The sequence below is a fragment of the Hymenobacter seoulensis genome (assembly GCF_054780535.1).
This window is the reverse complement of record NZ_BAAGWD010000005.1, coordinates 217,197-237,880: the sequence shown is the minus strand read 5'-3', so window position 1 is coordinate 237,880 and position 20,684 is coordinate 217,197. Positions and strand designations below refer to the sequence as shown.

General features: G+C 63.1%; 16 protein-coding genes. 12 read left to right on the top strand and 4 right to left on the bottom strand.

All coding sequences use genetic code 11. The features are described 5' to 3' along the window. Positions 1-143: 143 nt before the first annotated feature. Positions 144-392: a hypothetical protein gene (locus tag ACYVHC_RS18925; RefSeq protein WP_460615361.1), complete on the bottom strand. Its 249-nt coding sequence runs from the start codon at positions 390-392 to the stop codon at positions 144-146. A 558-nt stretch (positions 393-950) separates the two neighbouring features. On the opposite strand from ACYVHC_RS18925, the gene ACYVHC_RS18920 reads away from it, so the two are divergent. The 3 genes from ACYVHC_RS18920 (at position 951) to ACYVHC_RS18910 (ending at position 4,159) form a co-directional block, all read left to right on the top strand. Continuing rightward, positions 951-1,307 (top strand): hypothetical protein, encoded by a 357-nt coding sequence (locus ACYVHC_RS18920; RefSeq protein WP_460615360.1) that lies wholly within the window; start codon positions 951-953, stop codon positions 1,305-1,307. A gap of 190 nt (positions 1,308-1,497) precedes the next feature. Further along, a complete protein-coding gene (locus tag ACYVHC_RS18915) occupies positions 1,498-1,671 on the top strand; it encodes a hypothetical protein (protein WP_460615359.1) in 174 nt (57 codons plus the stop codon). 172 nt (positions 1,672-1,843) lie between these two features. Next, a complete protein-coding gene (locus ACYVHC_RS18910) occupies positions 1,844-4,159 on the top strand; it encodes a PAS domain-containing sensor histidine kinase (protein WP_460615358.1) in 2,316 nt (771 codons plus the stop codon). 183 nt (positions 4,160-4,342) lie between these two features. Here ACYVHC_RS18910 and ACYVHC_RS18905 read toward each other — a convergent pair whose 3' ends face one another. Then, entirely contained in the window at positions 4,343-5,035 is a 693-nt protein-coding gene (locus ACYVHC_RS18905; RefSeq protein ID WP_460615357.1) for a hypothetical protein, read from the bottom strand. Between the two features lie 318 nt (positions 5,036-5,353). Here ACYVHC_RS18905 and ACYVHC_RS18900 point away from each other — a divergent pair, with 318 nt between their 5' ends. The 3 genes from ACYVHC_RS18900 to ACYVHC_RS18890 all read left to right on the top strand — a co-directional run bounded on the left by ACYVHC_RS18900 (position 5,354) and on the right by ACYVHC_RS18890 (position 6,303). Continuing rightward, positions 5,354-5,491: a hypothetical protein gene (locus ACYVHC_RS18900; protein ID WP_460615356.1), complete on the top strand. Its 138-nt coding sequence runs from the start codon at positions 5,354-5,356 to the stop codon at positions 5,489-5,491. Positions 5,492-5,664: 173 nt separating this feature from the next. After that, positions 5,665-5,937 carry a hypothetical protein gene (locus tag ACYVHC_RS18895; protein ID WP_460615355.1) on the top strand — a complete coding sequence of 91 codons (273 nt, stop codon included), beginning with the start codon at positions 5,665-5,667 and terminating at the stop codon, positions 5,935-5,937. A 126-nt stretch (positions 5,938-6,063) separates the two neighbouring features. Beyond that, positions 6,064-6,303 (top strand): hypothetical protein, encoded by a 240-nt coding sequence (locus tag ACYVHC_RS18890; RefSeq protein ID WP_460615354.1) that lies wholly within the window; start codon positions 6,064-6,066, stop codon positions 6,301-6,303. Positions 6,304-6,471: 168 nt separating this feature from the next. Here the strand turns inward: ACYVHC_RS18890 and ACYVHC_RS18885 are convergent, their stop codons facing one another. After that, a complete protein-coding gene (locus ACYVHC_RS18885) occupies positions 6,472-7,467 on the bottom strand; it encodes a S41 family peptidase (RefSeq protein WP_460615353.1) in 996 nt (331 codons plus the stop codon). 978 nt (positions 7,468-8,445) lie between these two features. Between ACYVHC_RS18885 and ACYVHC_RS18880 the strand changes: the two genes are divergently transcribed. From ACYVHC_RS18880 to treF, 4 genes are all read left to right on the top strand, one after another. Then, positions 8,446-11,490 (top strand): SusC/RagA family TonB-linked outer membrane protein, encoded by a 3,045-nt coding sequence (locus tag ACYVHC_RS18880; RefSeq protein ID WP_460615352.1) that lies wholly within the window; start codon positions 8,446-8,448, stop codon positions 11,488-11,490. A gap of 19 nt (positions 11,491-11,509) precedes the next feature. Next, positions 11,510-13,075, top strand: a complete 1,566-nt coding sequence (locus ACYVHC_RS18875; RefSeq protein WP_460615351.1) for a RagB/SusD family nutrient uptake outer membrane protein — start codon at positions 11,510-11,512, stop codon at positions 13,073-13,075. A 155-nt stretch (positions 13,076-13,230) separates the two neighbouring features. Then, positions 13,231-15,318: a glycoside hydrolase family 65 protein gene (locus ACYVHC_RS18870; protein WP_460615350.1), complete on the top strand. Its 2,088-nt coding sequence runs from the start codon at positions 13,231-13,233 to the stop codon at positions 15,316-15,318. A gap of 99 nt (positions 15,319-15,417) precedes the next feature. Further along, a complete protein-coding gene (gene treF / locus ACYVHC_RS18865) occupies positions 15,418-16,995 on the top strand; it encodes an alpha,alpha-trehalase TreF (protein WP_460615349.1) in 1,578 nt (525 codons plus the stop codon). 176 nt (positions 16,996-17,171) lie between these two features. Here the strand turns inward: treF and ACYVHC_RS18860 are convergent, their stop codons facing one another. Beyond that, a complete protein-coding gene (locus tag ACYVHC_RS18860; protein WP_460615348.1) occupies positions 17,172-17,567 on the bottom strand; it encodes a hypothetical protein in 396 nt (131 codons plus the stop codon). A gap of 393 nt (positions 17,568-17,960) precedes the next feature. On the opposite strand from ACYVHC_RS18860, the gene ACYVHC_RS18855 reads away from it, so the two are divergent. Together ACYVHC_RS18855 and ACYVHC_RS18850 are read left to right on the top strand one after the other, a co-directional pair. Then, a complete protein-coding gene (locus ACYVHC_RS18855; RefSeq protein WP_460615347.1) occupies positions 17,961-19,709 on the top strand; it encodes a sensor histidine kinase in 1,749 nt (582 codons plus the stop codon). A gap of 118 nt (positions 19,710-19,827) precedes the next feature. Next, positions 19,828-20,502 (top strand): MCP four helix bundle domain-containing protein, encoded by a 675-nt coding sequence (locus ACYVHC_RS18850; protein ID WP_460615346.1) that lies wholly within the window; start codon positions 19,828-19,830, stop codon positions 20,500-20,502. Positions 20,503-20,684: the final 182 nt, after the last annotated feature.

The window sequence follows — 20,684 nt, the reverse complement described above, 5'->3', positions numbered from 1 at the left end:
TAATTCCCGGGCCCCAGCGATTGGCCGGCTACGTTAAAGGACCCGAGTAAGAGAGGTGAGTTACGCTCGGCCGTGGAAACAGCTTTTATCCGAGTTCTTGTCGCTATACTAGGTGATTTACAGAGGGTTCTTTCCGCTGGCGCTTACTGCATTGCTCCCCGGACAAAGCGCAACAGCTCGTCCACATCCTGGACTGGTCCCTGGTAGTGCACCTGCGGGGCAAACAAATCGCCCGTGGCAACCTTGACGAAATCGGAGGCATCCGGCAGGTACACCCGGACGGTTTTCTCCTGCGTGAGCAGCACGTAGAGTTCCCCCGCCTGGTAACGGGTCCCCATGGGCAGGTAGTCGGCGTAAATAAAACCGAGGGCTTCCAGTTCCGGGCGGGTCATGGCAGAAAGCAAACCGGGGTGACGCCCGGGCGGTAAGTCTCTAAGGTAGAATATTTTCTGGTACTACCCGCGGGCAAGCGGCGGCCCTGGCACCAGAAATTTGGTACGTACCGAAAGGCCCCGCCGTGCTGGCACTTAATCCCAAGACTACGCGGAAACGGCACAACTTTTAGTATGCTATCGGTTAAAAGCCCGTCCCCTAACAGTTAAGTCAGGTTGGGTCTTGGTGCACTGCGCCCCGTCGTCCGTATTGGTTTCTTTACTAGTTGATCGTTTGCAGCCCGCTCATGGCCATTCTCCCCCTTAGAAGTTGGGCTTTATGACTACTTCATACTTCTTGAAAATACAAATGCCCGGCAGGACCGGGCATTTTTTGACTAGGTCTATTAAATAGGATAGGCCGGTTGGTTCTGCTTAGACATTTGAAAAGCAGGAATTGGGATTAAGTAAGTATATTTCAACTTTAATCACCAATGCCGGGCCTTACAAAGACTTTCGTATCGTAAAGTTCCTGTTTTGTATCAGCTAGGCTCACCATACCTTTTGGCAGTTCCACCTATGAAATTCCCCAAAATGCGGCTGGCTATACTCCCGGCAAGTTTATTTGCTCTGGCCTTGAGCAGCTGCAACAAGTGCGAAGAGGAAGCTCCCCGGGTGCGCATTGCCAACAATGGTACCCAGCGGGCAAGTGTGCAGGTTCAGACGACGGGTGGCAATACCGTTAATCTCAACAATGTGGACCCTGGTACCTCATCCGACTACGCCAGCTATGCCCCGGGCCAGGCTACGTTTACCCTCAAGGTAAACAACGTGGATTACGCCAAAACCCTTGCCGTCGAGGAGTGCCACGAGTACACCATTGCCATTGACCGCTCCAACGTCATCAGCGTCACGGACAGTGACCGCAACGACTAGGAGTTAGCACCATAGCCCTTCGAAAGCAGGAATCCACCTGTACTGTCGGCTGGCGAAACGCAGGAGGGTAGTCTTTCTCTACTTAGCCGAGAAAGACCACCCGCCCGTTGCTGCAGGAACTGCTCGCTGCCCCTGGCCCTGGGGGGCTACGTTTTTTTTGGACGGCCGGCGGAGTACCTTGGACCCCACGATGAAAAAGATCCTGCTTGCGACCCTGGTATCCCTTCTCTTAAACGGCTGTAGTTCGGCTCCCTCCGAGCCGGCCGCCCACGAAGCCCAGGCTCCGAATAGCGGAGACAGCACACTGCTGGATAGCAAAGACCCCACGATGCAACTCGCGGATTCCGTAGAACATCTGGATTAGGCTAGGCCCACCTCCCTGGCTTCTGCCCGCCTTAATTGCTTTCACCACTGGCCTGTGGAAAGTGGTAACGCGTCGGGGTCGGCGCCCGCCCCAAATGCCAGCGGCGGCACGGCCGGGTTTTCTACTGTCGCGTTCGTGCGTACCTTGGACGGGTATCCGCCGCCGAGCTGCTTTGACTGATTCTTCTTCTTTTCTTCCGCCCGCTGCCTCGGATTTTCCGGAGCCTGCTTTGTATCAGGTGTTCGAGCAGAGCCCGGCTGCCATGTGCCTGCTCCGGGGGCCGGAACACCACCTGGTTTACTACAACCCGGCGTATCAGGCCCTGTTTCCGGGCCGCGACATGCGTGGGCAAACCGTGGCCCAGGTGCAGCCCGAGGCTCTGACCAGCGGCTTTGTGGCTTTGCTGGACCGGGTCTACCAAACCGGTGAGCCCTATGAGGGGGTGGAAATGCCCCTGGCTATTGATCCCCGCGACGGGCGACCGCCCCAGCTCCAGTACTTTAACTTTACCTACAATGCCTTTCGGGAGCAGGGGCGCATTACCGGGGTGACCGTGTTTGCTTACGTGGTAACCGAGCAGGTTCTGACCCGGCGCGCGGCCGAGCAGCAGCGCCAGCTGCTGCACCAGCTGTACCTGGAAGCCCCCGTCCCGATTGCCGTGCTCGACGGCCCTACGTGGGTGTACCAGCTGATCAACCCGGCCTACCAGCGCGTGTTTCCCGGCCGGGACTTGCTGGGCAAACCCGTGCTCGAGGCCTTGCCCGAGGTAAAAGACTCCCCCCTGCCCGCCATCCTGGCCGAGGTCTACCGCACCGGGCGCGCCTACTCCAGTCAGGAAACGCCGCTACGCTTGGCCCGCCACGATGGGCAGGAGCCGGAAATCATCTATGGCACCTTTACCTGCCAGGCCCGCCGCAACGCCCAGGGCGAAGTGGACGGGCTGGTCTTCTTTGCCACGGACGTGACGGAGCAGGTGCGGATGCGTCAGCAGATTGAGCAAAGCGAAACCCGTTTCCGCCGCCTGGCCGAGACCAGCCCTTTAATAGTATGGGAAGCCGATACAGCCGGCAACACCACCTACTTAAGCCCGAACTGGGCCCAGTTTGGCCACGCGGGACCCGCCGCGGGCACCGACCTGGGTGCCGGCTGGCTGCAGGCAGTCCATCCCGAGGACCGGCTGCCGACCCTGCAGGCCTGGCAGGAAGCGGTCCGCCACACCCACCCGTTTCAGGCCGAGCTGCGCCTGCGCGTGGCTGCGACCGGGGAGTTCCGCTGGCATCTGGACCGGGCGGTGCCCGTGCGGGATGGGACCGGGCAGGTGGTGCAGTGGGTGGGTGCGGCCAGCGACATTCACGAGCTCAAGCATCTGCAGCAAACCCTGCTGGAAAGTGAGCAGTACTTTCGCAGCATGGCGGACCATGTGCCCGCCATTCTGTGGGTGACCGATCCCAGCGGCGCCTGTACCTACCTGAACCGGCCCTGGTACGACTTTACCGGTCAAAATGAAGCTCAAGCCCTGGGTTTTGGCTGGCTGGATGCGGTTCACCCCCTGGATTCGCCCGCCGCGGGGGCGGCCTTCCGCGCGGCCAACGACCGGCAGGAGCCTTTCCGGGTGGTGTACCGGCTCCGCAACACTGCCGGGCACTACCGCTGGGCCATCGACGCGGCGACCCCCCGATTTGACGTGGCGGGCAAGTACGCGGGCCTGGTGGGCGTGGTGCTGGACGTGCACGAGCAGCAGGTGGCCGAGCTGGCCCTGCAGCAGCTCACCCATCAGCTGCAGGCCACCAACCAGCAGCTGGTGCGCACCAACCTGGACTTGGACAACTTCGTGTACGCCGCTTCCCACGACTTAAAGCAGCCCGTGCACAACCTGGACGGCCTGCTCGAGGAGCTGCTGCGCAGCGTGCAGGTGGTGGACTCCTCCGAGGAGCAGATCCTCCTGCCCCTGATCCGGCAGGCCCTGCGCCAGCTGCACGGCACGATCGACGAGCTGGCCGCGCTCGGCCACGACCAGCAGGTGGGCACCGGGCCCGCGGAAATTGTAGCGCTGGCCGAGGTAACGGCCGAGGTACTAGGCACCCTGGAGCCCCAGGCCCAGGTGGCCCGGGCCCGGATCACGACCGATTTTGCGGCCTGCCCCGCCGTGTCCTTTCCCCGCGCCAACCTGCGGACCGTGCTCTACAACCTGGTGAGCAATGCCCTCAAGTACGCCGACCCCGCCCGCTCGGCCCGCATTCACCTGGCCGGGGAGGTGGTTGACGGCCAGCCCGTGCTGGTGGTGCAAGACAACGGCCTGGGCTTTAATGCCCAGAAGTACGGGCAGGAGCTGTTTCAGCTGTTTCGTCGCCTGCACGCGCACACGCCCGGCTCCGGAGTGGGCTTGTACCTGGTTAACCGCATTGTGCAAGCTAGTGGGGGACGCATCGAGGTAGAAAGCCAGGAAGGCCAGGGGGCCACCTTCCGCGTCTGGTTGGGCCGCAGCTAGCCTGGCCGCAGCCGGTAGCCAAACGTACGGGGGCGACACCCGACCCTGCCCGCGGCCTCAGCGGTGAGGGTTTGGTAAGCAGGCCTGCTAGGCGTAGCAGCGCTAGTTGAACGAACGCACCCCAGCCGGCTCGGCTCTTCTTGCCGGCCGATGAGGCCATAACCTGCGCCGCCCCCGCAGCGGTTAAAACGGCACCCCAATGCTCAGGCCCACCCGCACGGACGGCGTGGCACGGGCCATGGCTTCGGCCACGCCATTGGCCGCGACCCAGGCCTTACCGCCCCGGGTCGACTGCAGCCCCAAAAACGTGTCCAGGGCAAACCAGCGGGTTAGCAGCTGGTGACCCACTAGTACGCCCGGGGTCCACAGCCAGGCCGTTTGCTGTCGCCAGCCTACGGGGCCGGGGGGACCCGGCGGCAGGTAATAAGCATAGGATTCACGCAGCTTGGCCAGGCGCAGGTAGGGCCCGGCGTAAAACCCGCTTAGTCCCTGTTTCCAGTAGCGGCGCACCTCCACGGTGCCCCGCTGGTAGGTAAAGTCACCTTGTTTAAAGGTGCGGCCAAAGTCCCGGTTACTACCCCCAGACCCAAAGCCGAATCCCACCGACACCCGCTCGGTCTGCGACCGTTCGTAAAAAACCGAAAGCAAGCCAACAGCCAGCAGAGGACTTACTTTCAGCACGTTGTGCCGTGGGGTGCTCACAGGATTTTTCGTGGAATCGGGAGGGGCCCTGAAGACGGGGGCCGCCGACGCCTGCGCTCCCGCTAGCTGCAAAGCACCGGCCAGCAGTAGGCCAAGCAGCGCGGCAAATCTTTGAGCGGCCTTCCGCTGAGCAGGCCCAGAGAAAAAGCAGGCCGTGGTAACCGTCTGATGCATGCCTAGGCAGATAAAGTGGAAGCGAGCGGGGGCTGGCCACCTCACTACGCCCCGCAAACTTATCTGCCCACATTGCCCAAACCAACTCTACATAGGCTAGCCACCGGAAGTGCCCTTCCGAGGTGATGAGCCGTTCAGCGTCAACTAAGGCCCGCGGTTGCCCCTATTTAGGGGTACTGCTGGGTTTTCCGTCATATCATCCCTTCCTGTACGTTTGGGTTTGCATGTACCTGTCTTCATTTATTTAAATATAATAGTGGGATTATATAAAAAAAAGGTATCTTTTGCGTCATATTTCACTAAAAGCTAAATAATCCAATGGAACAACGAGTACGTCGGGTGCGAATCACCACCCGCTATTACCGCCTAGGCTGGCTTACCGTGCTGGCTTTGGCTATTTTTCTGGCTTGGGAGCTGTTTACTTATCCGTTAACCGGTTCTGGCTTCCACCGCTGATCGGGCGAAGCGGTCTTACACTACCCGTGCCCTGGTTAAGCGCCCCGCTTTGTCGCGCAGGGTTTCTGCTGAGGAGAGCACGAGCTTCCATCCCGCTTTAAGTAAGCCAAGAAGTTTATTGGGCAAGGTGAACCAGGGTGCTAGCTGGAATCGCCTGTCGTACGGCCACTGTTATGTCTACCCCTCTCTTCCGGCAGTTTGCCGCCCTCTGCTTAGCCGAGCAAGTCACCCTTTTGCTAGAAAAGGGCGAAGTCCTCGCCCACCGCTTTGAGCAGGAGGATATTGTCTTCCTGTATCAGCTCAGTGACAGTTTCGTCGAGCTATATTATCAACCCGAACATGATAACGTGTATCAGTGCCTGCTATTTTCTGAGCTCCCCCAGCGCGCGGCCTACCAGGAGCTGCTCTCCCGAGCCCCCTGGCCCACGACAAAAGCCGACCACTAGCAAGCAGCATAGCACTATAGTAATGACCTGGAAGCTAAGATAGCAGAGGGTTGTATTTCGGGATTCTCTTTAAACCCGGCGCCTTCAGGATGAGGGTATTTAATGCTTGCTTGCATCTTTTGCTTGATGGCGCTATTCTTTGATCAACTTGCGGTAGACAAGCAAGTAAGCGCCATTATCGCGGTGCATGTCGATTATGGTCATTTGCTGCCGCCCGCCATCCGTTGGCAAGAGATATGTAAGCGCATGGTGGATCTCACTAGCGAAATCGGCTTTGCCCAGCAGCGGTTGGAAAGCGCGTCGGAACGGAAGCGCATCCTTGGCTGCATCCGATTCCATTCCCCACAGCGTACGCCCATTCAATAACTGGGTGAAGTGTACTCAAAACTGCCGGCATCACGCTGAGGGCTAGTTAGCGGCGCCTGCCTGACCGCAACGGCCCTTTGTTCGGTAAGTACCTCTTCGCCGGGAAGGTGGGGTGAGCCCTGACTGCGGCCTGCCGCCGCATTTTAAGCCAGCAGTAGGCTACCCGCACTACTTCGTCTCCCGCAACCACCGGCTGGCTGCTTCCACTGCCTTGTCCGGGGCATCGGCCGGAGAGTAGTCCACGATCACCTCCGGGACGATGCCGTTCGGATACGTGTTCCGATTTCGATCCGCCATGTAGGCGGTGGCCAGTAACAGCAACGCCCCATCCGAAAGCCTAAAGGTCTGGTTGGAGGTAGTATACCCGGCCGACCGCTGGCCAAAGAACTTGGTGTTGGGCAGCCCCCTTAGGGCCAGGGCTACCATCTCGCCGCTGCTCGCGGTCAGCGAGTCAATCAACACCGCTACCCGGTGCTGCGGGCGATCCGCTTCCCCAACTCGGGGCTCCTTTGCCTTGCTGCGGCGGCTTAGCAGCGGCGTTTCCTTTTTACGGCGGGGGTAGAGCAGGTAGCCGTAAATCCCATCGCCCAGCAGGGGCTGCAGGCCACTAATCATGGGGTGCATATTGCCCCCCGTATTATGGCGCAGGTCGACTACCCACCCCGTTATGGTATGTTGCGCTTCCAGCGCCTGCAGCTGGCTCCGGATGCCCTGGGAAAAGGTTAGTCCGACGGCAGAATTCATAGATACGAATTCCGGCACCTTTAAGTAGGCAACCCCATTGCCTAAGTACCGGCTTTGGGCTTGCTGGCCCTTATTGCGGGAGGACACCCGGTCCATGGCTTTGCCCGGCGGTAGGAAAAAAGAATGCTGGTCGCCCGCCTGGCGCAGCGTGCCGAGGATATAATCCAGGACGGGCCGGCAGTCCTCGACGGTAGTCAGGCCCCGGGCCTTTTCCTCTATCTCCCGGCTTAACTGCTCCCAGTTAATGGAATCAGCATACAGGGCGTTCTGGCGGATAAGGCGCTGAAAATTATCCAGGTACTGCACCACCTGCTTGGCAGGCGGGGCGGCGGGCGGGCGGGTTTGGGCCGTCCCGCTGCTGGCTGCCAGCAGGAACGCTAGCGCCATTACGTTCAGCAGGCGCAGTAGTGGGTTTAACATAACGGGAGGCGGTTGACGGAAACTACAGGCGAGGGATACCGCGGCCAGACGCCGGAAACGGCCGCGGGGTTGCCCGGCATCAGTGGCGGACCGAAACGGCGGCCCCCGTGGCCGTCCGCTCCATCCCACGCGGGGCCGTATTTTTTACCGGCGGGGCCGGAGCTGGTCGCGGTCCCGGGAGCCGACCCGCGATCCAGCCAGGACCGCTTCCCGGCTCGCTGTTGTGCAATGAAAACGAGAAAATGAACTATGGAAAACCCAATAGTTCAGCAAAAACAGTTTATAGTTAAATAAATACATATATTAACCAATATATCTTATCAGGACCTCCTCTTTCCCCGGCTGCACCCAGGGATTCGAGTGAGGACTAGTCCCCAATTCAAGCGTATGAAAGCACCGTTCTACCTGCTTGTTTGGCTACTGCCTGCCCCTTCAGGGCGGGCGGGGCGTTCCCTCCTGGCGGGCGGCGGGGAAGTGATGGAATTCGTGTCTTCGCCAGGTGCCACTTGCCCGGCGATTAAGTTTCGCTTCCTGCATTTGGCCGGCGCCCGGCTACGCTCATGGCTGGGTCACTGGTAAGCCGCGTGCGGAATGCTGGGGTTGCTGCCGCGGGCAGCCGGGCCCGGTCATCCCCCCGCGCCCGGCCCTAGTCCTAGCTCTCTAGAAGCTTTCTGTGTACTTATACCTTTCCCAGATGATGACACTATTTCGCTTCGCTTTATTCTGGCTTATCCGGTTTCCGGTTGCCCGCTAAACTCTGTTGCGGGCCGGAACGGGGTGCCCCGTGCGCATTTCCGGGGGGCGGTCAAACTCCCGGCCCGGCCCTGGTTCGGGGCTAAGACGCCAATGCGCTTTCCGCCGCGCTTCCCGATCCCGCTAGCCCCTGCTCCTTCGTGATTTCCCGGTTCCGCCGCGGTTGCTGAAACCTGGCTTTCGGAGTCCGGCCCTGTATAATTCCCACTTTTTACCTTTTATCCTATGATCAACCACTTGTACAAACAGTACACCCTGGGCAGTCCCACGGCCGCCGTAGCGGCCGGCGGCACCCACGCCACCTGGCTCCGGGTGCTGACCGTCGGGTTTCTGCTCTGTCCCCTCCTAACTCAGGCGCAGGCTACCCGCACCATTTCGGGCAAGGTAGTGGACGCTAACGCCGCGGGCCTGCCCGGAGTCACGGTTATCGTGCCCGGCACCAGCACGGGTACCAGCACCGCCGCGGACGGCTCCTTTCAGCTGACCGTGCCCGAGGGTACGACGACGCTGTCCTTCTCGTCGATTGGCTACGCCACCCAGCAGGTGGCCGTTGCCGGCAAGTCGACGGTGCAGGTGTCCCTCCAGGAGGACTCCCAGAAGCTTAGCGAAGTAGTGGTAACCGGCTACGGCACCACGCGCAAGCAGGACGTAACCGGGGCCGTGGCCGTCATTGGCGAAAAGGAATTCAACAAGGGCACGTTCACGTCGCCGGAACAGCTGATTCAGGGCCGCACCTCCGGGGTGCAGGTCGGCAACAACAGTGGCCAGCCCGGGGGGCCGGCCACGATTCGCATCCGGGGCAACTCGGCCGTGACTGGTAGTGGCCAGCCCCTGTACGTGGTGGATGGCGTGCCGCTCGACGGGCGCTCGGCCCGGCCGGGCCTGGTGGCCGCGGGCGACTTCGGGGCCGGGGCCGACAGCAACCCCCTGAACTTCCTGAACCCCGACGACGTGGAGTCGGTAACGGTGCTCAAAGATGCCTCGGCTACGGCCATCTACGGGGCCCGGGCCGCCTACGGGGTGGTGCTGATCACCACCAAAAAAGGGCGGTCCGGCGCCCCCACCCTCAGCGTCGGCGTGTCCGGGGGCTTCTCCACCCTGCTGCGCCGGCCCGACTTCCTGGATGCCACCCAGTACCGGGAGGCCCTCACGTACTATGGCGTGGCCGCCAGCAACGACAAGGGCGGCGATGTCGACGCCCTGGATGAGATTTTGCGCACGGGCTACCTGCAAAACTACAACGTGGCCGTAAGCGGGGGCGGGGAAACCGGCCGCTACCGCCTCTCGCTGGGCTACCTCGACCAGGATGGCATCGTCGACAAAACGGGCTTTAAGAAGTACAGCGCCAACCTTTCCACCAACCTGCAGTTTCTGGAAAGCAAGAAGCTGGGCCTGGACGTAAACATTGCCACCAGCCAGTTTCGGGAGCAGCTGGCTCCGATTACCACCGACGCGGGCTTCCGGGGCAGCCTGATCGGCCAGGCCCTGCAGTGGAACCCCACCCAGCCCCTGCGCAACCCCGATGGGTCATTGTTTGTGCAGGCCGGCGACGTGGTGAACCCCCTGGCCAACCAGGAGTTTTACAATGATAATTCCCGGGTCACCACCATTCTGGCCAGCGCCTCGCCCTACTACCGGTTTACGGACTGGCTGGAGTTCCGCAGCCTGATCAGTGTCAACTACAACACGGGCCAGCGGCGCACCTCCATCGACCAGCGCCTGATCAACTTCCCCGATGTGGCCAACAAAGGGTTTGCCAGCATCAGCAACAATGAACTGGTTACCCAGCAAATTGCCCACACGCTGACCTTTAACAAGCCCGTGGCCACGGACCTGAACCTGAACGCCCTGCTGGGCTACGAGTACACGAGTTTCGCCAACTCCGGCGCCAACGTGAATGCGTTCGGCAACCCGGACGTGGGGGGCTTCGGCATCTTCGGGCTCGACTACACCAACTACATTCAGTACTCGAGCACGGGGGCCCGCCAGGCCTCGTCCTTCGTTGACCCCTCCTCCGAGCTGCAGTCGGTTTTTGGCCGGGCCACCGTGAACTTCAAGGACCGCTACGTGCTGACTGCCACCCTGCGCCGCGACGAAAGCAGCAAGTTCGGGCCCAACAACCGGGTCGGCTACTTTCCCTCGTTTGCCCTGGCCTGGGACCTAAGTCAGGAAGCCTTCTTCCCGGCCGAGACGCTCACCCAGCTGAAGCTGCGGGCCGGCTACGGGCGCACGGGCAACCAGGAGTTTCCGGCGGGCGCGGCGCAGTTTCGCTACAGCCTCGACAACAACGGGGCCCAGTCCCCGCTCAACGATGAGAATGCGGACCTGAAGTGGCAGTCGGACGCTCAGTTTAACGCCGGCCTTGACATCGGGGCCTTCAATAACCGCCTTACGTTTACGGCCGACTACTTCTACAAAACCACGACGGACCTGCTGTTTCCCACCACGCCCGGGGAGCCTAGGCCCTCCAACGCCGCCATCCGCTGGGAAAACCTCGACGGCAAGATCATCAACAAAGGCGTGGAGCTGAGCCTGGGAACCACCCTGGTGAGCAACGAGAAAACCGAGGTTGGCTTCAATGCCAATGCCACCTTTATCCGCAACGAGGTGTCGGACCTGGTGGGGGCCGCCATTCCCACCGGGGCCATCAACGGCCAGGGCTTGTCGGGCGCGCTCTCCCAGAGCATCCGCAACGGCTACCCCATCAACGCCTTTTTCCTGCCCCAGTACAACGGTCTCACCGAACAGGGCCTGTCCAATGAATTCGGGCCGATCGGGTACGCCGGCAGCCCCAACCCCCGCACCCTGCTGGGGCTGAGCGCCAACGCGCGCTACGGCAAGCTGTCCCTGGTCGCCAACATGACTGGGGTGTTCGGCCAGTACATTTACAACAACACGCTCAACGCGGTGGGCAACGTCGGGCAGATTGGCGCGGGCAAAAACATTGCCCTCTCCACGTTTGAAAACCCAATCAAAGAAGCCACCGGCAACCCGTCGGCGGCGTCCACCCGCTACCTGGAAAAGGGCGACTACCTGAAGATGTCCAACCTCACGCTTTCCTACGCCCTGGGCAACATGGGCAGTTTCGTGAAGGGAGCCCGGGTGTACGTGACGGGGCAGAACCTGTTCGTGCTCACCGGCTATGACGGGTTTGACCCGGAAATCAACACCGTGAAGCGGGGCGCCAACCAGGTTCCCTCCGTCGGCATTGACTACTTGCCCTACCCCAGCGCCCGCACCTTCACCTTCGGGGTGAACTTCTCCCTGTAACTGCTAATCCTTTCCCACTATGAGATACCTTAAATTTGCCTGCGCAACTGCCCTGCTCGGTTTGCTGCAGGTAACCAGCAGCTGCGAGCTGAGCGAGTCCCTGGAGGGGCAGCTCACCCAGAACCAGATTCCCAGCGGGGACCCGGCCGCCCTGCTCCAGGGGGTGTACAACTCCCAGCGTGAGCCCATCCAGGGACACGTAAGCGTGTTTGCCCTGCAGGAAGTGTCCACCGATGCCCGCATCATGCCCACCCGCGGGCCCGACTGGGATGACAACGGCAAGTGGCGGCAGCTGTTCAACCACACCTGGGACGCCAACAACGAGCGGGTGCGGGAAACCTACACCCAGCTGAACGGCATTATTTACGCCTCCACCGATTTGCTCCGGTTTGCGCCCAACGCCCAGCAGGCGGCCGAAGCCCGTTTTCTGCGGGCCTGGGCCATGTACCTGGTGCTGGACCTCTACGACCAGGTGCTTTACCGCGAGCCCGGCGAAAGCCTGAGCGAGGATGCCCGCGTGCGCAAGGGCCCGGAGGCGCTGGACTACATCGTCAGCGAAATCACGGCCATCCAGGGCGCCCTGCCCGAGGGCCCCGCCGGCCGGGCCAACAAGGATGCGGCCCGGGTGCTGCTGATGAAGTGCTACCTTAACAAGGGCGTGTACGCCAACCGCGCGGCTCCGACCTTTGCGGCGGCCGATATGAACCTGGTGGTGCGCCTGGCCGACGAGATTATCAACAGCGGCAAGTACACGTTTACGCCCAACTACTTCGACAACTTCGCGCCCAACAACGGGGCCATCGGCCGGGAAAACATCTTCACCCAGGAAAACACCTACGGCAACAGCGGCCCGGTGCGCGACTTGTGGAAGTTTGTGTCCCACTACAACATGCGCCCCGTGGACGGCTACAACGGCCCGGCGACTACGGCGGAGTTCTACAACCTGTTTGAGGCCGGCGACAAGCGCCGGGGGGTGGCCTACGACGTCAGCGGCGGCCCGGCCAACCCCAGCCGGCGCATCAACGTGGGCTTTCTGATCGGCCAGCAGTACAACCTGGCCACAGATGCCCCGCTGACTACCCGGGGCGGGGCCCCGCTGGTTTTCACCCAGGAGATTAACCTGTTTGAAACCGGGGCCGACCTGGAAGCCAAGGGCATCCGGCCCATCAAATACCCGGTTGACTACGTAAGCGAGGCCCGCGGGGGCAACGGGGCCGAAAACGACCACGTAAGCTTCCGCTTGGCCGACGTGCTGCTGATGAAGGCCGAAGCCATCCTGCGGGGGGCCACGGCCACCAGCGCCGGCAGCTACGGCGCTACCCCCCTGGCCATCGTCAACTCCCTGCGCACCCATCCTTCGCGGGGGGCCAGCGCCCTGCCCGCGCTGACCCTGGATATCCTGCTGGATGAGCGGGGCCGGGAGCTTTACAGCGAGTCGTGGCGGCGCCAGGACATGATCCGGTTTGGCAAGTTTCTGCAGGCCCGCAAGGACAAGCCCGTCAGCGAGCCCAAGCGCCTGATTTACCCCATCCCCCAGACCCAGGTGGACGTAAACCCCAACATCACGCAAAATCCGGGTTACTAGCCCCCCGACACTAGCCAAACCGGCCGTTGGTTGCTGCTGCACGGCAGCGGCCAGCGGCCGGTTTGCTGCTACTTGAATACCCCGCCCCATCGGCTCCGATACCCTAGGTGCTAATTCGTCTCCAACCCCACCCGTACTCCTACTACCCCTGCTCCATGGCCCAACTTACCCCCCAGTTGCTTTGCAATGCCGCCCGAAAACAAAGCGTTGGCGCGGGTGCGCTGGCGCTGGTGCTTCTGACACTGTGGTTTCCATCACTGGCCCAAACCCCTGACCCGTGGCGCCTGGCCGCTGCGCAGGTGGACCCCAGCAACTACTACGGCGTGACGGTGGCCAACGGCATGATCGGCATTGTGTCGTCGCCGGCGCCCTTCCAGGTGAAAAACGTGGTGCTGGCCGGGGCCTACGACCAGTACGGCCGGGGCCGGGTAAGCAACTTTCTCCACAGCTTTAACCTGCTCAACATGTACCTGGAGGTGGACGGGCGGCGGCTCGCCGCTTCGGATGCCAGCCACTTCCGCCAGGAGCTGGACATGCGCCGCGCGGCCCTCACCACCACCTTTGACTACCAGGACAAGGCCACCATCCGCTACACCTACTACGCCCTGCGCCACCTGCCGTTTACCGTGCTGCTGGACGTGGCCATCACGGCCAAAAAAGACCTGGCCCTGACGGCGGCCAGCGTGCTGGAAACCCCGGATGCGCTGCGCGGCGCCCAGAACTACTACAACGAGATTGACCGGCCCCACGTCACGCTCAGCCTGCTCACGTCCTCGGCCCAAAGCCCCACGGGCAAGCTGCAGCTGTGCGCTTCCAACAGCTTTTTGTTTGCCGAGGCCCACGGCCAGGAGCCGCGGGTGATCCACGAGATGTGGGACAACAACATGCACCTGATGAAGTTCAGCAAAAAGCTGCCCGCCGGCCAGACCTACTCCTACGCCGTGGCCGGCTCCTCCATCACCTCGGCCCACCACGCCGACCCGCTGAACGAGGCCGAGCGCCTGACCATCTTTGCCCGCCTCGAGGGCAAGGACCGCTTGCTGGACTTTCACACCAAGGCCTGGGGTGAGCTGTGGCGGAGCGACATCCAGATTGAAGGCGATGCCCAGGCCCAGCAGGACGTGCGCAGCATGCTCTACCACCTGTACAGCTTTTCGCGGGCCGGGACCGACAACTCGCCCTCGCCCATGGGGCTGTCGGGGCTGGGCTACAACGGCCACGTGTTCTGGGACACGGACGTGTGGATGTTTCCGGTGCTGGCGGTCCTGCACCCTGAAATTGCCAAGTCCCTGCTCGAGTACCGCTTCCGGCGGCTGGAGCCGGCCCGGCGCAATGCCTTTGCCCACGGCTACCAGGGGGCCATGTATCCCTGGGAAAGCGCCGATACCGGCGTGGAAGAAACCCCCGTCTGGGCCCTGAGCGGCCCGTTTGAGCACCACATCTCGGCCTGCGTGGCCCTGGCCGCCTGGCAGTACTACGGCGTGACCCAGGACCGGGACTGGCTGCGCGAGAAGGGCTGGCCCATCCTGTCGGCCACGGCCGACTTCTGGGCTAGCCGGGTGGAGCGCAACGGCCCGGGCCGCTACGACATCAAAAACGTGGTGGCCGCCGACGAGTGGGCGGAAAACGTGGACAACGATGCCTTCACCAACGCCGCCGCCCAGGTAAACCTGCGCAATGCCGCGGCCGCCGCCAAGCTGCTGGGCCTAAAGGCCAACCCCGACTGGCTGCACGTGGCCCAGAACATTCCGATTCTGAAAATGGCCGACGGCGTTACCCGGGAGCACGCCACCTACCAGGGCGAGGGCATCAAGCAGGGCGACGTCAACCTGCTGGCCTATCCGCTCGGCGTGATTACCGCCCCGGCCCAGATCCAGAAGGACCTGGCCTACTACGAAACCCGCGTGCCCAATGAGGGCACCCCGGCCATGACCCAGGCCATTTTCGCCCTGCTCTACGCCCGCCTCGGCCACGCCGACAAAGCCCGGCTCTGGTTTAAGGATGCCTACGAGCCCAACCTGCTGCCGCCCTTCCGGGTTATTGCCGAAACCAAGGGCGGCACCAACCCCTACTTTGCCACCGGGGCGGGGGGCGTGCTCCAGGCCGTGCTCATGGGCTTCGGGGGGCTGAACATCACCCCCACCGGCATCACCCAAACCAAAACCACCCTGCCCGCGGGCTGGCAGTCCCTCCGGATCACGGGCGTGGGGCCCCAGCGAAAAACCTACTCCAACGGCCGCTAAGCCGGGCCCGTCCCGCGTACGCGAACCCCCGGCCCCCCGGGGGGAGTATACCCTTAGCCGGCAAACCTGAACCGGCCCCGACCCTTTACTTTCCTTTCCATGCGCCAGCTTTTTTTTGCCGTCCTCCTGCTGATCGGGGGGGCCGCCACTGCCCAGTCCCTGCCGCCCTCTCCCCGGCAGCTCTACCCCGGTTTGTTTGAAGCCGTGCAGCTGGGGCGCGTGTACCCCGACAACAAAACCTTCGTGGATGCCATTGCCCGGCAGGCGCCGGCCGCGGTGTTGCTGGCCTACCAGCAGCAGAAGCAAGCGCCGGGCTTTGACCTGAAGGCCTTCGTGGCCGCCCACTTTATTGCGCCGCCCGCCGTGGGGGGAGCGTACCACAGCCGGGTGGAGGAGGGCCTGCGCCACCATCTGGACACGCTCTGGACCGTGCTGCAGCGCCAGCCCGATACGCTGGCCCGCGGCGCCTCCTCGCTGCTGCCCCTGCCCCACCCCTACATTGTGCCGGGGGGGCGCTTCCGGGAAGTGTACTACTGGGACTCGTACTTTACCATGCTGGGGTTGGCGGAAAGCAAGCGCACGGCCGTCATCCGCAACATGGTCGATAACTTTGCCTACCTGCTGGACACCTACGGCTTTATCCCCAATGGCAACCGCACCTACTATCTTACCCGCTCCCAGCCCCCGTTTTTTGCCCGGATGGTAGACCTGCTGGCCCAGCAGGAAGGCGACCCGCAGGCCGTGCTGCGCTACCAGCCCCACCTGCTGCGCGAGTACGCCTACTGGATGGCCGGGGCCGAGGGCCTGCAGCCGGGGCAGGCCCGGGACCGGGTGGTGCGCCTGCCTCGAGGCGAGCTGCTGAACCGCTACTACGACAGCAGCGACCAGCCCCGGGAGGAATCCTTTGCCGAGGACGTGGCCGCGGCCAAGCTCAGCTCCCAGCCCCCGGCCCAGTTCTACCGCAACGTACGGGCCGCGGCGGCCTCGGGCTGGGACTTCAGCACCCGCTGGTTCGGGCCCGATGGCAAGCTGGGCAGCATTCAAACTATCGACATCATTCCAGTTGATCTGAACTGCCTGCTGTATTACCTGGAAACGTCGCTGGCCAGCACCTACCGGCTTCAGGGCAATCCGTCCCAGACCAGCGCCTACCTGGCCAAGGCCCAACGCCGCAAGGACGCCATTCTGGCTTACTGCTGGGATGCCAAAAACGAGTGGTTTGTGGATTACAACTTCCGGCAGCAGCTGCGCTCACCCCAGCGGACGCTGGCGGGCGTGTTTCCCCTGGAGTTCGGCATTGCCACCCCGGCCCAGGCCCGGCGCGTCGCCAAGGGCCTGCAGCGGGACTTTCTGCAGCCCGGGGGCCTGGTAACCACCCGCCAAAGCGGGGGCCAGCAATGGGACTCGCCCAACGCCTGGGCCCCGCTGCAGTACCTGGCCATCAGTGGGCTGGAGCGCTACCAGCAGGATGCGCTGGCCCGCACCGTGGCCACGCGGTGGATCCAGCTAAACCAGGACGTGTTTCAGCAGACCGGCAAGCTCATGGAAAAGTACAACGTGGTGAACCCCAAGGCCAAAGCCGGGGGCGGGGAGTACCCCCTCCAGGATGGCTTCGGCTGGACCAACGGGGTGCTGCTCAAGCTTATGAACAAGTACACGCCGGAAAAAGCGCTGTAAAGCTGGTCCTCCGGCCGCTGGCCGCATTGCCGCGCTCCGGATGGCACGGGTGGCTTACTCTAGTAGCAGTTCGGAAAGCCGGGCGACCGGCACTTATACGGCTACCGCCCGCTTGCCATGACGGCGTCGCCCCTTCGTCCCGCCTTTCCGGGCCGGACAAGGGGGCGCCGCCGTGCTTACATGGACAACAGCGCGCGCCGGGCTACGTCCACCTCCTCGAAGCCGACCACCGCCCCGCCCGCGATACGGCGCACCACTTCCTCCGTCGAGCGCCGCCCAAAGAATTCGGCCGCGTACACGATGGCGTGCGCCTGCAGGCCGGCGCGCTGGGCGCGTGGATACCAGTCCTGACTAACCCACTCCGCTGCCTCAATCCAGATGCCCTCCATGGCGCGGTGATTGTCCAGCAGCCGGTGGCAGAATTCGTGTTGCAGCGTAAGCAATATTTGTTCGTAACCGGCCTGAATCGTGCTGCGCGTCTGCTCCCGTCCCCAGATAGCGTGCAGGTAGTTGGCCAGCACATCGTACTCCAACACCAGGTGATCCGAGGAAAAGACAATACGGTGGTGCATAAGGCAAACGGCAAAGCGTAAATATATTCGTCCCGCCCGGCCCAACCCGGCAGCAGGCCCTTAAAGTACGCAATAGCGCCGCAAACAGCAGAACGTCCTCTGCACCCCGGCCGGTGGCCACCGCTGTGCTGCGCTGTCCGCTCGGCTGCTGGCAAGCCTTTTAGGGAGGGAAGCAGATTCCTTTCCGCCCGATATTTTCTGGTTTGCGGCGAAAGTTCAGCTATTCCCGTACACGCCAGTGCCGAGTCCGCGGAGCGGCGGCCCAGCTTGGCTTGCACCTCCCCCGACCCTTCCCCACCGCCTGGGCGCGGTAGGTTGGCTCCGGCCCCCCGCCCGCAGTTTTCGCCGCTGCTTTCCTGGCCCCCGTTATTTTCTGGCGCTTTCTGCGCTGCTATGTCAACTTCCTCCGTCGGTTCTTCCGACTCCCTTCCTGCGGCCCCCGCCGCCTCAGTTTCCGCTACCCCGGCCGACCTGCAACACCAACTGCAGGTGCTGCAGGCCCGCAACCACGATTTGGAACTGCAGGTGCGGGCTAGCGCCCAGCTGGCGGCGGCCGCCCAAACCGAATCCAGCCACCAGCGCGCCAGCCTGGAGCGCTTCCTGAGCCGGACCAAGGCCGCCGTGTGCATCCTGCGGGGAGCCACGCACCAGCTCGACTACGGCAACCCCGCCTTTCATCAGCTGTTTCCGGACCACCTCATGCCCCGGGGCCGGACCGTGGCCGCCTTGCACCCCGATGCGGTAGCCCTGGGCCTGGTCGCCACGCTCGACGAGGTGTACCGCTCCGGCATTTCCCATTTTGGGGTGGAAACGCCGTTGGCCATTGCCCCGGCCGCGGGCCAGGCCGCGCGGACCCGGTACTTCACGTTTTCCTGCGATGCCTACCAGGAGGAGGGCTGCACCGTGGGCGTCTCCCTTTTTGCCTACGACGTAACCGAGGCCGTGCTGGCCCGGCACCTGAACGAAACCCTGCAGGCCGACGCGCTGGCTTCCACCCAGCGGCAGCTGCACGAGCGCGAAGCTTTTCATCAGGTCCTGGAGCAAACGCCCGCCCTGCTTACCCTGCTGCGGGGCCCCGACCACCGCTTTGAGTATTGTAACGCGGCCCAGGAACGGATATTTCCCGGCCGCCAGCGCCGGGGGTACCCCCTGGCCGAGGTTATGCCCGACGCGGCCACGCCCGCCTTCGTCGCCCTGCTCGACCGGGTGTACGCCACGGGGGAGCCCCAGGTGGGAGTAGAAGTGCCCGCCGACCTGGCTCCGGCCCCCGGCCAGCCGGCCAGGCGCCAGTACTTTACGTTCACTTACCACCGGTTTGAGGAAGCCGGCCAGCCGGCCGGCATCTCCGTGTTTGGCACCGACGTCACGGAGCAGGTGCTGGCCCGCCAGCAGCTGGCCCAGGCCAACGCGGAGCTGACGGCTGCCAACCAGTTGTTGCTGCGCACCAACGCCGACCTGGACACGTTTATTTACACGGCCTCCCACGACCTGAAAACCCCCATCAGCAACCTGGAAGGCCTGCTGCACGCGCTGCAGGAAGAGTTGCCCGCCCCCGTAAAGCGGGCGGCTGGGGTGCACCCCTTGCTGGAACGCATGCAGCACGCCGTCGACCGCTTTCAGCTTACCATTAGCCACCTCACTGACGTGTCCCGCCTGCAGCGGGTCCAGGCCCAGCCGGCTGAAACCGTGGAGCTGGCTTCCCTGATCGACGATATCCGCCTGGATCTGGCGTCCCTGCTGGCGGCCAGCGCCGCCCGCCTCACAGTGGAGATCACGGCCTGCCCCCGGATTCGCTTTGCCCCGAAGAATCTGCGCTGCATCGTGTACAATCTGCTCAGCAACGCCATTAAGTACCAGCGGCCCGACCTGCCGCCCGTCGTGCAGCTGCGCTGCCGCAGCACCGCGACCGCCATCGTGCTGGAGGTGCAAGACAACGGCCTGGGCCTTAGTGCAGACCAGCAGGGCAAGCTGTTTGGCATGTTTCACCGCCTGCACGACCACGTGGAGGGGTCCGGCATTGGCCTGTACATGGTCAAGCGTCTGGCCGAAAATGCCGGGGGCACCATTGCGGTGCTAAGCCAGCCGGGCGTGGGCTCAACTTTCACGATCACCCTGCCCACCGCGCCGCTACCCGGGACTTGAGCAGAAGCGGGGCCGCGACAATCCGGCCGCAGCCGGGGGCAGCTCCGGAGCGCGGCGAACGGGGCGGAGCGCGGCCTTTTTTTCGTATCTTCTGCCCTGTTTCACCAATTCTTGGGCCATGCACCTGCTGTCGCGAATCCACTACAAGGCCCGTCCCGTTGGGCTGTTTCTGCTGGTGATGCTGGGGGTGCTGGGCAGCAGCCTGGTGGAAAAGCACCTGCTGCGGGACCTGCATACCTCGGTGGCATCGCTGTACCAGGACCGGTTACTACCGGCAACGGGCTTGTTTCAGCTCAATGATCTAATGTACGCCAAACGGCAGGCCCTGGAGCGCTACCTGGCCGCCCCGTCGACTGAGCGGCGCCGGCGCACGAAAGCCCAGCTTGCGGCTTACAACCAGCAGATTGCCGCCCTTATTGCGTGCCACGAGGCCACGTACCTGGTACCGGAGGAGGCGCGCGTGTTTGACGCCTTTCGCGCCTGCCGGCGCCGCTACGACGCGCTGGAGGCCCAGCTGCTGGCTACCACCGCTCCCGGGGCCCCGGCCCAGACCGCCGCGCTGGCCCGGCAGTTCACCCGGATTCACGCGGATCTAAGCCGGCTCAACGACATTCAGCGGCGGGTGGGGCAGCAGGTTTCGCGGGACGCCCGGGCTACGGAAGGCAGTGCCCTACTGCTTGGCGATTTGGAGCTGGCGCTGCTCGTGATTTTTACGCTGGCCATCCAGTGTGCCTTGCTACGGGACCGGCACCCGCTGGTGCCCAAAAGCACCCAGAACTTTCGCTTAAACTAAGCCTTCGGCCCCCACGCGTTTGCTGGGCTGGCCGCCGGCCGCTAATGTTTTCTAATACCGTTGTAATACGGTTTTAATGTCCCCGGGCCAGCTTTGTCGCGGAAGCCGGCGGCCGGCCGGACTACGCGGTTCGGGTTTTTGCTGCCGGCCCCGGGCGGTTATTCCTTTCCCGATACCACCCG